At 66.6% G+C, this 12,817-nt stretch carries 12 protein-coding genes; 3 read left to right on the forward strand and 9 right to left on the reverse strand.

Features of this window, described 5'->3' with window-relative positions; all coding sequences use genetic code 11:
* Window positions 1-6 precede the first annotated feature (6 nt).
* The 4 genes from E3T34_RS06045 to E3T34_RS06060 form a co-directional block, all read right to left on the reverse strand.
* Window positions 7-237: a hypothetical protein gene (locus E3T34_RS06045; protein WP_104100499.1), complete on the reverse strand. Its 231-nt coding sequence runs from the start codon at window positions 235-237 to the stop codon at window positions 7-9.
* A gap of 131 nt (window positions 238-368) precedes the next feature.
* Entirely contained in the window at window positions 369-746 is a 378-nt protein-coding gene (locus E3T34_RS06050) for a DUF948 domain-containing protein (protein WP_134342470.1), read from the reverse strand.
* 134 nt (window positions 747-880) lie between these two features.
* Window positions 881-1,510: a 30S ribosomal protein S4 gene (gene rpsD / locus E3T34_RS06055; RefSeq protein ID WP_104100497.1), complete on the reverse strand. Its 630-nt coding sequence runs from the start codon at window positions 1,508-1,510 to the stop codon at window positions 881-883.
* 218 nt (window positions 1,511-1,728) lie between these two features.
* Complete coding sequence (locus tag E3T34_RS06060; protein WP_104100496.1) at window positions 1,729-3,069, reverse strand: replication-associated recombination protein A; 1,341 nt, start codon at window positions 3,067-3,069, stop codon at window positions 1,729-1,731.
* Window positions 3,070-3,244: 175 nt separating this feature from the next.
* Between E3T34_RS06060 and E3T34_RS06065 the strand changes: the two genes are divergently transcribed.
* From E3T34_RS06065 to E3T34_RS06075, 3 genes are all read left to right on the forward strand, one after another.
* Complete coding sequence (locus E3T34_RS06065) at window positions 3,245-4,045, forward strand: peptidylprolyl isomerase (protein ID WP_134342471.1); 801 nt, start codon at window positions 3,245-3,247, stop codon at window positions 4,043-4,045.
* 89 nt (window positions 4,046-4,134) lie between these two features.
* Window positions 4,135-5,367: a DUF349 domain-containing protein gene (locus E3T34_RS06070; RefSeq protein ID WP_134342472.1), complete on the forward strand. Its 1,233-nt coding sequence runs from the start codon at window positions 4,135-4,137 to the stop codon at window positions 5,365-5,367.
* Window positions 5,368-5,472: 105 nt separating this feature from the next.
* Entirely contained in the window at window positions 5,473-6,051 is a 579-nt protein-coding gene (locus tag E3T34_RS06075) for a hypothetical protein (RefSeq protein WP_104100493.1), read from the forward strand.
* 38 nt (window positions 6,052-6,089) lie between these two features.
* On the opposite strand, the gene E3T34_RS06080 is transcribed toward E3T34_RS06075, so the two are convergent.
* From E3T34_RS06080 to ruvB, 5 genes are all read right to left on the reverse strand, one after another.
* Complete coding sequence (locus E3T34_RS06080; RefSeq protein WP_104100492.1) at window positions 6,090-8,363, reverse strand: bifunctional (p)ppGpp synthetase/guanosine-3',5'-bis(diphosphate) 3'-pyrophosphohydrolase; 2,274 nt, start codon at window positions 8,361-8,363, stop codon at window positions 6,090-6,092.
* 103 nt (window positions 8,364-8,466) lie between these two features.
* The gene (secF, locus tag E3T34_RS06085; protein WP_104100491.1) at window positions 8,467-9,480 is read right to left on the reverse strand and encodes a protein translocase subunit SecF; all 1,014 of its coding nucleotides are present in this window, start codon (window positions 9,478-9,480) and stop codon (window positions 8,467-8,469) included.
* Window positions 9,480-11,216 (reverse strand): protein translocase subunit SecD, encoded by a 1,737-nt coding sequence (secD, locus tag E3T34_RS06090; RefSeq protein WP_104100490.1) that lies wholly within the window; start codon window positions 11,214-11,216, stop codon window positions 9,480-9,482. Before secD ends, secF begins: the two co-directional genes overlap by 1 nt.
* Before the next feature lie 67 nt (window positions 11,217-11,283).
* Window positions 11,284-11,670: a preprotein translocase subunit YajC gene (gene yajC / locus E3T34_RS06095; protein ID WP_104100489.1), complete on the reverse strand. Its 387-nt coding sequence runs from the start codon at window positions 11,668-11,670 to the stop codon at window positions 11,284-11,286.
* A gap of 97 nt (window positions 11,671-11,767) precedes the next feature.
* Window positions 11,768-12,817, reverse strand: a complete 1,050-nt coding sequence (gene ruvB / locus E3T34_RS06100) for a Holliday junction branch migration DNA helicase RuvB (protein ID WP_369827955.1) — start codon at window positions 12,815-12,817, stop codon at window positions 11,768-11,770.

The raw sequence follows: 12,817 nt of genomic DNA on the forward strand, positions 1-12,817 counted from the left end.
GAGTACTTACTTGGCAAGTTTTTCGATCGTGATTTCGGTCTCCGACTCGATGTCGCCGATGGCATCCCGCAGCTCGGCCTCACGCTTGCGGTAGCCGTCCGAGATGGCCTCACCGAACTCGCGCGCTTTGGTGTCCAGATCGGCGAAGAATTGCTTCCCCTGACGCGTCTTGCCGGCTTCGCGGGCGATGAGCAGCCCCGTGGTGACACCGACGACAAACCAGATGAAATTCTTCATAGCAATGCTCCCTGAATATGTGTGGAGACCCTGAAAAGTGGTGAAAAGGTCGGTTCACGGCGGTTGAACGTCTGGAACGACCGTCTGACCGGCGAATCCCTGACGGGCCGGCTCCGCTCCAGAGTACCCGACTACCTGTGGCGGCGGCGGCGGGTGCCGCCCGGGCGGGCAGCCCTCAGCGCCGCGCGAACCCCCGCGGAGAAGCCGGCCAGTTTGACCAGCGGGCCGCCGACGGTCGCCGCGACGAGGGCGACCAGGGCGGAGACGTTGCCCGTGACATCCGCCACGTTCGAGGTGATGGTGTCCACCCGGGCCAACTGCGCGTTGGTCTCCTGAATGGTCTTGGTGGATTCCTCGAGCAGTGGGGTGACGGTGTGGGTCAGGTCGCGGATGGCCACCGTCGTCTCGTCGAAGACGCGGCCGAGCTTGACCAGGGGCAGGGCCAGGAACCCGACCAACATCAGGAAGGCAGCGGCGAACACGAGCCCGACAATATCTCCACCAGACATTGACCAACCATCCATTCCAGATTCGACATTCACGAGCTTGGTGCGCGTACGCAAAGAGCGGACCACCCCAGGGTGATCCGCTCTCCAGCGTAGTTCAGTTGCAGCGCCTGACGGCGGTGCGGGTGAAAAGGAGCCTAGCGGGCCGCGTAGTACTCGACGACGAGCTGGACTTCACAGGTCACGGGGATTTCGATGCGCTTCGGGCGGCGCACGAGGCGGGCCTGCAGCTTGTCGATCTCGACCTCGAGGTAGGCGGGGAGCTTGGGCAGAACGTCGACGTGACCGCCGGCGGCTGCGACCTGGAACGGCTCCATGGCCTCGCTCTTGGGCTTGACGTGGATGAGCTGTCCCGGCTTCACGCGGAAGGAGGGACGATCGACCAGCTGGCCGTCGATCAGGATGTGACGGTGCACGATCATCTGACGGGCCTGGGCGGTGGTGCGGGCGATCGCGGAGCGAACGAGAAGAGCGTCGAGACGGGTCTCGAGGATCTCGACGAGGTTCTCACCGGTCAGTCCCTGGGCACGGCGAGCTTCCTCGAACGCGATCTTGAGCTGGGCTTCGCGGATGCCGTACTGGGCGCGTAAGCGCTGCTTTTCGCGGAGGCGGACAGCGTAGTCGGAGTCGGTCTTGCGCTTGGTGCGACCGTGCTCGCCCGGGGCGTACGGACGCTTCTCCAGATAGCGCGCGGCCTTCGGGGTCAGGGCGATGCCCAGGGCCCGCGAGAGGCGGGTCTTACTGCGGGTACGTGACTTGGTAGACACGGTGTCCTTTCGATGGAACTGCAAACAAGGGGAAACCAGGGCGGCGGCCGCGCGATGAGACAGCACGGGCTCAACGTCATGGGAGTTCAGAGGGGTGGTGCCACGGGACGCCCGGCTACAGGGCGAAACCATCAAATCCGGAATCGGACGCAGCCGCATGCCGATTCCATTTGTAGGCAGCGTTCAGGTTAGCACATCGGGTTGTTCGGCCGTTCCGTTCAGCGGGCACGGATGATCTTGCGCAACTTGGCGAGGCGGGCCGAGACCTCGCGCTCGTGGCCATGCTCGGTGGGCTCGTAATAGCGCACCTCGGCGAGCTCGTCCGGCGGGTACTGCTGGGCCAGCACGCCGAGGGCGTCGTCGTGGGGATACTTGTAGCCCTTGCCGTGGCCGAGGCGTTTGGCGCCTGGGTAGTGCGCATCCCGCAACGGTTTGGGCACCCGGCCGGTCTTGCCGTTCCGCACGTCGGCGATCGCCGCATCCAGGGCCATGTAGGCCGCGTTGGACTTGGGTGCGGTGGCCAGGTGCACGACGGCCTGGGCGAGCGGGATGCGGCCCTCGGGCATGCCGATGTATTGCACGGCGTCGGCGGCGGCGATGGCGATCACCAGCGCCTGCGGGTCGGCCATGCCGATGTCTTCGGAGGCCAGCACGATGATGCGGCGGCAGATGAACCGGGGATCTTCGCCGGCCTCGATCATGCGCGCGAGATAGTGGAGGGACGCGTCGACATCCGAGCCGCGTACCGATTTGATGAAGGCGCTGATGACGTCGTAGTGCTCGTCGCCGTTGCGATCGTAGCGCAGAAGCGCACGGTCGACAGCGAGGGCGACCACCTCGGTGGTGATGACCGGCTTCGCGTCGGACTCGGCGTCGACGGAGGACGCCGCCGCCACCGACCCAGCTTCCAGGGCGGTCAGCGCCCGTCGGGCGTCACCGGACGCGAGCCGGATGATCGCGGCCCTGGCTTCGGGGTCGAGCACGAACCGGTCGGCCAGGCCGCGCGGGTCGACCACGGCCCGGTCGACAACGACAGCGAGGTCGTCGTCGCTGAGCGTTTCGAGGGTGAGCAGTAGGGAGCGGGACAGCAGCGGCGAGATGACGGAGAAGGACGGGTTCTCGGTGGTGGCGGCCACGAGGATGATGACCCCGTTCTCCACCCCGGGCAGGAGAGCGTCCTGCTGCGCCTTGCTGAACCGGTGGATCTCGTCCAGGAAGAGCACGGTGGAGAGTCCGTAGAGGTCCCGGCTGGTGCGCGCCTCTTCCATTACCTGGCGCACGTCCCGCACTCCGGCCGACACGGCGGACAGCTCGACGAACCGGCGGCCCGAGCTGCGCGCGATGGCCTGGGCCAGGGTGGTCTTGCCGGTGCCGGGCGGGCCCCACAGGATGACGGAGATCGCGCCCTGCTCCCCTGTCTTGTCACTGGCCAGGCTGACCAGCGGGGAGCCCGGTGTGAGCAGATGCTTCTGACCGGCGACCTCCTCGAGGCTCGTCGGGCGCATCCGTACGGCGAGGGGTGTGGCCCCGCTGCGCAGTCCCGGTTGTGAATCCACCATGGGTCCAGCGTAGTTTGTGCCGGTGACCGGGCCGATCCTGAACCGGTGCTGCCCGGAGCGGATGTTTGTTTGCCCTCTCCGGGTTGCGTAGAGTTCAACATGGTTCGGGCGCCAGACGCTGGAGCCGTCCCCGTTCGATCGGGCCTTCCGATGGAGGCCGCCTGGAGGCTACGACGTGGTACCGAACAAGAAGCAAGAACGTGAAGCCCGCGAGGCGCGCGTGCGTGTACGCGCCTTTCAGGCCCGGCGTTCGGTGAATGCGCACCAAGTGAAGCGGCGCCGGCGGGACAACCTCATCGCCGGCGTCAGCGTGGCCGTGGTCGTGGCGCTGGCCGTCGGCGCCCAGGTGCTGTTCTTCACCGGAGGCCCCGGCAGCCCGGCACCCTCCGTGGCCGACACCGCTTCCCCCTCCGCGTCGGCCGCACCGTCCGACAGCGCGAACAGCGGCGAGGTGCCGCCCAGCACCCTGGCGGAAGACCGCACCTGGACCGGCACGCTGGCCCTCAACGGCATTCCGCTCGAGATCGAGCTCGATGGAGCCCTCGCCCCTCAGGCGGTGTCCTCGACCATCAACCTGATCACCACCGGCTTCTACCAGGACGTGACCTGCCACCGGCTCACCGACGGCGGTTTCTTCGTGCTGCAGTGCGGGGACCCGACCGGAACGGGATCGGGTGGCCCCGGCTACAGTTATGGACCGATTGAAAACGCCCCGGCCGACGATGTGTACCCGGCTGGCACACTGGCCATGGCCCGCCAGGGCGGCAACGCCTACAGTATGGGCAGCCAGTTCTTCATCGTCTACGACGACACGACCATCCCCGCCGACGCGGTCGGCGGCTACACGGTGCTCGGCCGGGTGACCGATGGACTGGACGAAATCAAAGCGCAGATCACGGCTGCCGGCGTCGCCGACGGCTCTTCGGACGGCACCCCTCAGGTGCCGACCAGCATCACTCAGGTATCAGTTCAGTAGAACAGACGAACAGCGCGCGGGCTTGCAATAGGCTTGACCGGGTATTGGCTCACTTGTGAGCACACAACGACATCGATAAGGTGAGGCTCTTGACTCCGACAGATCAGCAACCATGGGGTCGCGTAGACGAAACCGGCACGGTTTACGTGCGCGAAGCGACAGGCGAGCGCGCCGTGGGACAGTATCCCGACGCGACGCCGGAAGAGGCGCTTGCCTACTTCGAACGGAAATACGTTGAGCTCAACGGCCAGGTCACGCTTCTCGAACAGCGCGCCAAGGGTGGCGCACCTGCCGCAGATATCGCGAAGTCCGTCAAACATCTGACCGAGGCCGTGGCGAACGCCAACGCGGTCGGCAACCTGGCAGCCCTGGCCACCCGCCTGGGTGCCCTCGGCGGCGCGGTGACCGAGCTCACCGAGCAGCAGGGCGCCGAAGCGAAGGCCGCAGCGACCGCCGCCGTCGCCGAGCGTGCCGCGATCGTCGCCGAGGCCGAGGCTCTCGCCGCCGAAGACCCGGCTAAGACGCAGTGGAAGCAGACCAGCGCTGCTCTGGAAGCCCTGTTCGCGAAATGGCAGGCCCACCAGCACGATGCTCCGCGCATTCCCAAGGGCGAGGCCAATGACCTCTGGAAGCGGTTCCGCGCGGCCCGCACCACGATCGAGCAGAACCGCAAGGCATTCTTCGCCGAGTTGGACAGCGCCCACAAGGACGTTCGCAACCGCAAGCAACACCTGATCGAACAGGCCGAGGCCCTCGCCCCCAAGGGCGCCGATGGCATCCCGGGCTACCGCAATCTGCTCGACGAGTGGAAGCTCGCGGGTCGCAGCGGCAAGAAGCAGGACGACGCCATGTGGGCCAAGTTCAAGGCAGCCGGCGACGTGCTTTACTCGGTCAAGTCCGAAATCGACGCGCACGACGACGAGGAGTTCGCGGGAAACCTGACTCTTAAGGTCGAGCTGCTCACCGAAGCCGAACTTCTGCTGGCCGAGACGGACCGCGCCAAGGCGCGCAGCGCGCTGAGCTCCATCCAGCGCCGGTGGGACGCCATCGGCAAGGTTCCGCGCGACTCGGTCAAGTCCATCGAGGACCGCATGCGCAAGGTTGAGGCAGCCGTGCGCAAGCTCGACGACGACCACTGGAAGCGCAACAACCCGGAGACCAAGGCTCGCGCCGAGGGTTTGGCCGGTCAGCTGAACGATGCCATCGTCAAGCTCGAGGCCGAACTGGCCGCGGCGCGAGCCGGCGGGGATGCCGCGGCGATCACGGAAGCCACCGAGGCTCTCGAGACCCGCAAGGCGTGGCTGAAGGCCATCGGCCAGTAGCCCGGCCGTCCACAGCACGACCAGCGGGGATCTGTCCACAGATCCCCGCTTTTTGTGGGCGGGAGAACACGCCCGGCGCACGCTGAGTCGATGAACCCACAATCGATGAACTCACGCCTTCCCGTGGTGCTCTCTGCCCAGGACCTGCCGCTTGCGGAGCTGTGCGGCGCCCGTCTCGACGGGGAACTCTTCACCCTGGGCGACTTTTGGTGCCCGGTCGACGAGGTCGATGACCGGGTGCGACGCGCCCGAGCCGTCGGGTTGCTGCTTGCGTCCCCAAGGGCCATCGCCGAGCGGATGACCGCTGCCTGGATCTACGGTCTGGCGCCGGAACCTCGCCGCCACCACTTCTGCGTGCAGAGTTCCGCCCGAATGAAACTGGTCCCGTCACCCCGAATGCAGATCCGCGAGGTGAGCTGCCCGTCCGACCAGCTTCAGGCGATCTCCGGCCTCCGGGTCACGCTGCCCCTGCGCACCGCCGTCGACCTCGTCCGCTGGCACGACGAGCCCACCGACGGTGACCGGGTTGCCCTGATCGCCGCCCTGCTGCGCCTGGCCGGCTGCACCAGCACCGACCCGGCGAGTCGCCTATGCGCGGCACCCAACCTGCCGTTCAAGGCTCCGGCCCTCACCCGACTGCGGGAGGTGCAACGGTACCTCGACGAGCATCCGCGCCCCACCTGATGTCTCTACCGGGAGGCCAATGCGAGCTGAATGGCCGCTCAGCCCTCGTTGACGCGATAGACGTCATAAACGGCGTCGATACGGCGCACCGCATTGAGCACGCGATCGAGGTGCGTGGTGTCGCCCATCTCGAAGACGAACCGGCTGATCGCGAGTCGGTCGGAGGAGGTGTGCACCGTCGCCGACAGGATGTTGACGTGATGCTCCGACAGCACCCGGGTGACGTCGGAAAGCAGCCCGGAGCGGTCGAGAGCCTCGATCTGGATCTGCACCAGGAACAGGCTCTTGGAAGTGGGCGCCCAATCGACGTCGATCATGCGCTCGGGTTCCTTGAGCAGGGACTGCACGTTGCGACAGGATGCCTGGTGCACCGATACCCCAGCGCCGCGCGTGATAAACCCCACGACTTTGTCGCCCGGCACGGGAGTGCAGCACCGGGCAAGCTTCACCAGGATGTCGGGGGCGCCGCGCACGAGGATGCCCGAGTCGCTGTTGCGGAGCGTCTGGGTGCGGCCGTGGGGCGCGAACGGCAGGTCCGTGGCGTCGCTCTCCTCGACGCTCTGCAGGGTGGCAACCACCTTCTCCAGCACCGACTGCGTCGACACATGCCCCTCGCCGACGGCGGCGTACAGCGCAGAGACGTCTTCATACTTCATCACCGCGGCAACCTCGGCGAAGGAGTCCTGGTTCATCAGTTTCTGCAGCGGCAGGTTCTGCTTGCGCATAGCGCGTGCGATGGCGTCGCGGCCCTGCTCGATCGCCTCGTCGCGGCGCTCCTTGGTGAACCACTGGCGGATCTTGTTGCGAGCCCTGGGGCTCTTGACGAAGTTCAGCCAGTCCTTGCTCGGCCCGGAGTCGGGATTCTTCGACGTGAACACCTCGACGACGTCACCGGTGACGAGAGGGCTCTCCAGCGGGACGAGGCGCCCGTTGACCTTGGCGCCCATGGTGCGATGGCCGACCTCGGTGTGCACGGCGTAGGCGAAGTCGACCGGGGTGGCGTCGGCCGGCAGACCGATCACCCGGCCCTTGGGGGTGAAGACGTAGACCTCTTTGGCGCCGATCTCGTAGCGCAGCGAGTCGAGGAACTCTCCCGGGTCGGCCGTTTCGGCCTGCCAGTCGGAGATGTGGGCGAGCCAAGCCATGTCGGTGTCGCTCTGCGGGCCCGGACCGGAACTCTTGCCGGTGGTCTGCTCCTTGTACTTCCAGTGCGAGGCCACGCCGAATTCGGCGCGCTGGTGCATTTCCTGGGTGCGGATCTGGATCTCCACGGCGCGCCCGCTCGGGCCGAGAACCGTGGTGTGCAGCGACTGGTACAGGTTGAATTTGGGGGTGGCGATGTAGTCCTTGAACCGGCCGGGAAGCGGCGTCCACCGGGCGTGGATTGCGCCGAGAACCGCGTAGCAGTCCCGCACCGAGTTGACGAGAACTCGAATGCCGACCAGGTCGTAGATGTCGTCGAACTCGCGCCCGCGCACGACCATCTTCTGGTAGATCGAATAGTACTGCTTGGGCCGGCCGGCGACCTTGCCCCGGATGCGGGCGGCCTTCAGGTCGTCGACGATCGAGTCGATGACGTGCTGCACGAACTCTTCGCGCTGCGGAGTGCGCTGCTTGACAAGACTGTCGATCTCGGCGTAGAGCTTGGGGTACAGCACCGCGAACGAGAGGTCTTCGAGCTCCCACTTGATGGCCTGGATGCCCAGGCGATGCGCGAGCGGCGCGTAAATCTCCAGCGTCTCGGTCGCCTTCCGAACCGCGGACTCGGCAGGCACGAATCCCCACGTGCGCGCGTTGTGCAGCCGGTCGGCGAGCTTGATGATCAGCACACGAATGTCCTTAGACATCGCCACGATCATCTTGCGCACGGTCTCGGCCTGGGTGCTGTCGCCGTACTTGACCTTGTCCAGCTTGGTGACGCCGTCGACCAGCATGGTGATCTCGTCGCCGAAATCGTGCCGCAACTGGTCGAGAGTGTACTCGGTGTCCTCCACGGTGTCGTGCAGCAGTGCCGCCGAGACGGTCTTGGGGCCGATGCCCAGATCCGCCAGGATCTGCGCGACCGCGACCGGATGTGTGACGTACGGCTCTCCGCTGCGGCGAAACTGGCCCTCATGCGCCTGCTCCGCGGTGACGTAGGCCCGCTCGATGATCGAGAGGTCCACCTTGGGATGGTGCATCCGCACGGTCTTCAGCAGCGTGTCGACCGCGCCGACCGGCTGGGCCCGGGAAAAGATCCGAGGCACGAGGCGCCGCAAGGATGCCGGCGGGAGCGGAGCCGGGTAGGCAGGAGGAGTCGTCAGTTCGGTCATCTGGCCACCTCCATCCGCTTGATCAATTATTACTGCTCCCGAGCCGGATCGGGTACCACTTCCGGCTCGGGTGCGGGCCTCCTCCGGCGGTGATCGGGACCGACTAGGTGCTGACTTCGGCGGCCACCTTCAGCGCGGGGCCGGCCTTCGCCCGCTGGGCGAGAACCTTCTGGTCGGCCCGGCGCACGGCCGGCTCCGCGGAGCGGATTTGAGCGTACAGCGGCGACGCGATGAAGATCGTCGAGTAGGCGCCGGCGACGATGCCGATCAGAAGTGCCAACGAGATGTCCCGAAGGGTTCCTGCCCCGAGCACGAGCGTTCCGATGAAGAGGATCGAGGCGACCGGCAGCACCGCGACGACGGAGGTGTTGATCGAGCGCACCAGGGTCTGGTTGACGGCCAGGTTCACGGATTCGGCCAACGTGCGCGTCTCGGCGCCCGCCTCCGAGGTGTTCTCGCGGATCTTGTCGAAGACCACGACCGTGTCGTAGAGCGAGTAGCCGAGGATCGTGAGAAATCCGATCACGGCGGCCGGGGTGATTTCGAAACCGGTGATGCCGTAGATCCCGGCGGTGATGACGAGGTCGTGCATCAGCGCGGTCATGGCCGCGACCGACATCTTCCAGGTGCGGAAGTACAGTGCCATGCCGATGGCGGCGAGCACGAGGAAGATGAGGAGTCCGCGCACGGCCTGGCCGGTGATGTCCTGGCCCCAGACCGGACCGATGAAGGACGCGGTGACCTGCTCGATCGGCACGGCGTAGGCATCCGCCAGCGCGGCGCGAATCTCCCGAGTCTCGTCGCTGGTGAGCTGGTCGGTCTGCACGCGGATGCCGGTGGTGCTGACGCTCGACACCCTGGGCGTCGCCAACGGGACGACCTCGGTCACGGCATCGGCGGCAGCTCGCTGGTCCTGGTCGGCGACCTGGGAGATCTTGAACTCGGAGCCTCCCGTGAACTCGATGCCGAAGACGAAGCCGCCACGCAGCTGGGGAACGACGATGGCCACGAAGAGTGCCACGACCGCGACCAGGTACCAGGTCTTGCGCCGCCCGACGATGTCGAACGAGCGCTTGCCGGTGTGCAGGTCGTTGCCGAACTGGGAAAAGCTAGCCATTAGGAATCCTTCCCGTCGGTCGTTCGATCCGCACTGGAACCGACGAGTTCTGACGCCTTGCGCTCGGCGATGGTCTGGCGCTTGGCTGCCTCACGGCTGGCCGAGGACAGTTTGGCGGAAGGGAGGTCATCCGAGGGACGGAATTTCGCCCGCCCGCGGTAGGTCGCGCCCAGGGCCCGCGGGTCGAGGCCGCTGAACTTGTGTCCGTCGCTGAAGAACTTCGTGCGCGCCAGCAGCTGGAGCATCGGGTGGGTGAAGAGCATGACCACGAGCACGTCGACGAGGGTGGTCAGCCCCAGGGTGAGGGCGAAGCCCTTGACGTTGCCGACGGCGACGATGAACAGGACGCCGGCGGCCAAGATGTTGACCGCGTCGGAGGCGAGGATGGTGCGCAGGGCGCGCTTCCAGCCGGCCTCGACGGAGGATTCGAGCCCTCGTCCGTCCCGCAGCTCATCACGCACCCGCTCGAAGTAGACGATGAAGGAGTCGGCGGTGATGCCGATCGCGACGATCAGACCCGCGACGCCGGCCAACGACAGCCGGTAGCCCTCGCGCCAGGACAGGATCGTGATCAGCAGGTAGGTGATGATCGCGGCGACCGTGAGCGACGCCACGGTGACGAGGCCGAGCAGGCGATACTGGATCAGCGAGTAGAGCACGACCAGTACGAGTCCGATCAGGCCTGCGATCAGGCCGCCGGTGAGCTGGCTCGAGCCCAGGGTCGCCGAGATGGTGTCCTGGCTCTGCACCGTGAAGCTGATCGGCAGGGCGCCGAACTTGAGCTGGTCGGCGAGGGCCTTCGACGAGTCCTGGTCGAAGTCACCGCTGATCTGCGCGTTGCCGTCGGTGATGGCCGCCAGGGTGCGCGGGGCCGAGATGACGTTGCCGTCGAGCACGATCGCGAACTGGTTCTGCGCTGCGGTGAGCGCATTCAGCCGGGTGCTGACGTCGGCGAAGGCCTTGGTTCCGGTTCCGTCGAAGGTGATGTTGACGACCCATTCACCGGTCGTGGCGCCGCTCTGCGTGGTCTGCTGGCCGTTGGTCGCGTCGGAGACGTTCTCGCCGCTGACTTCGACCGGGCCGAGGATGTACTTGATGGAGCCGTCGGCCTCACAGGTGACAAGCGGCTCCGCCGCCGGTGCCACATTGGTGGTATCGATCTTGCTGCAATCGAAGGCCTCGTACTGGGCCTGGAGCGCGGGGGTGATCCAGTTCAGGTCGCTCCCGTCGGTGGGCACCGCGGTCGGGGTGCTTTCCAGACTCGGGTCGACCGTGGGGGTCGGTACCGGGGTCGCGACCCCGTCCTCTCCGACAACGTTTTCACCGACGCTGGCCGCGGACGGGGCACCGGCCACGAGCACCGGGCGGAACTCGAGCTTGGCTGAGGACTCGATTCGGTTGATCGTCGCGTCGTCCGGCACGCCGGGGATGGACACGACGATGTTCTGGCCGCCCTGGGTGTTGATCTCCGCCTCGGAGACGCCTGCCGAGTCGATGCGCTGCCGAATGATCTTCACGGCCTCGTTGAGCTGCTCCGAGGAGACGGACTGCCCGGACTCGAGCTTCGGCGCGAGGATGATCTGCGTGCCGCCCTCGAGGTCCAGTGCCAGCTTGGGCGTCCAGGATCCGCCGCCGGTGAGCACGCCGGCCGTGTTGAGCGCAATCAGGCCGACGATGATCACACCCAGCCACGTGAGGGAACGCCAGGCCTTCTTGGCCGGAGACGACTTTGCCACCAGAGAACTCAGCTTTCTATGCTCATGCTCATGCCCGCGCCGAGGCGCGGGCATGGAGAGGGATTGGTTAGGCGTCGCCCTTTTTAGGCTCTTCGTCGGTGTCGGCGACGCGCTGACCGAAGTCAGGTTCGCCCATAACGGTGGCGCTGCCCTGGTTCAGCTCGGCGACGCCCTCATCTTCGGGCTCGGCCACGATCGGTTCCACCACGCGGGCGATGGTCTGACGGTGCAGCTGCACGACGGTTCCCGGAGCGATCTCGAGGGCAACCTTGTTCGCCTCCTCGTCAATCGCGAGAATGGTTCCGTACATGCCGAAGTTGGTCATGACCTCGGCGCCGACGACCATCTGGGCCTGCAGGGCAGCGAGGTCCTTCTGGCGTTTGCGGCTGTTGCGGAACATGAAGAACACGAGCGCCGCGAGAACGGCGAGCATGACGAGAGTCAACGGATCCATAAAACTGTGGGACCTTCCGGTTGCGGCGCGAGGGCCGAAGTCTGTGCGTCTGGCTCGGGGGAACCAGCACGAGTGGTTCGAAGCGAACCAACTCGAATTATAGGTCATCCAGCATAAGAGGGATTGGCGGCCCGCCCACCAGAGGCGCCGTCAGGCCGAAATGCCGCCACGCTTCCGCGGTCGCCACCCGGCCGCGCGGGGTGCGCATCAGGAAGCCGATCCGCACCAGGAACGGCTCCACGACGGCCTCGATGGTCTCGGACTCCTCCCCCACGGACACCGCGAGCGTGTTCAGACCCACCGGCCCTCCCCCAAAACGGGTCAGGATGATGCGCATCACCTCCCGGTCGAGCCGGTCGAGCCCGATGGCGTCGACGTCGTACAGCTCGAGAGCCGCGTGCACCGCGGCCACATCGGCGTCTCCACCGTGCACCAGCGCGTAGTCCCGCACCCGCCGGAGCAGGCGGTTGGCGATTCTGGGCGTGCCGCGGCACCGACCGGCGATCTCGGCGGTGGCGGCCGTGTCGATCGACAGGTCGAGCAGCTTGGCTGCCCGGCCGAGCACCTGCTCGAGTTCGTCGTCGGTGTAGAACTCGAGGTGGGCGGTGAAGCCGAACCGGTCGCGCAGTGGGTTGGGCAGCAGTCCGGACCGGGTCGTGGCGCCAACCAGGGTGAACGGTGCCAGGTCGAGGGGAACCGAGGTGGCGCCGGCGCCTTTGCCGACCATGATGTCGATGCGGAAGTCCTCCATCGCCAGATAGAGCATCTCCTCGGCCGAGCGGGCCATGCGGTGGATTTCGTCGATGAACAGCACCTCGCCGGGCACCAGCGAGGAGAGTACCGCCGCCAGATCACCGGCGTGCTGGATGGCCGGGCCGCTGGACATCCGCAGCGGGCGGTTGCCCTCGTAGGCGATGATCATGGCCAAAGTGGTCTTGCCGAGTCCGGGCGGGCCGGCCAGAAGGATGTGGTCGGGAGTGCGGCTCTGCATGGTAGCGGCGGTCAGGAGCAGCTGCAGCTGCCCGCGAACCTTCTGCTGGCCGACGAACTCGCCGAGGCTGCGCGGACGGAGGGCACCCTCGAAGGCAAGTTCGGCGTCGCCCCCGAGTTCCGGCTTGGTGAGCTCCACGCCGGGATCTCCGGCCAG

The sequence above is a fragment of the Cryobacterium sp. TMT1-62 genome, assembly GCF_004403145.1.
Taxonomy (GTDB): Bacteria; Actinomycetota; Actinomycetes; order Actinomycetales; family Microbacteriaceae; genus Cryobacterium; species Cryobacterium sandaracinum.

Coding starts and splice junctions, on each gene's coding strand:
- E3T34_RS06045 (WP_104100499.1), bottom strand. CDS start 237: ATGAAGAATTTCATCTGGTTTGTCGTCGGTGTCACCACGGGGCTGCTC.
- E3T34_RS06050 (WP_134342470.1), bottom strand. CDS start 746: ATGTCTGGTGGAGATATTGTCGGGCTCGTGTTCGCCGCTGCCTTCCTG.
- E3T34_RS06060 (WP_104100496.1), bottom strand. CDS start 3,069: ATGGTGGATTCACAACCGGGACTGCGCAGCGGGGCCACACCCCTCGCC.
- E3T34_RS06075 (WP_104100493.1), top strand. CDS start 5,473: ATGAACTCACGCCTTCCCGTGGTGCTCTCTGCCCAGGACCTGCCGCTT.
- E3T34_RS06080 (WP_104100492.1), bottom strand. CDS start 8,363: ATGACCGAACTGACGACTCCTCCTGCCTACCCGGCTCCGCTCCCGCCG.
- secF (WP_104100491.1), bottom strand. CDS start 9,480: ATGGCTAGCTTTTCCCAGTTCGGCAACGACCTGCACACCGGCAAGCGC.
- yajC (WP_104100489.1), bottom strand. CDS start 11,670: ATGGATCCGTTGACTCTCGTCATGCTCGCCGTTCTCGCGGCGCTCGTG.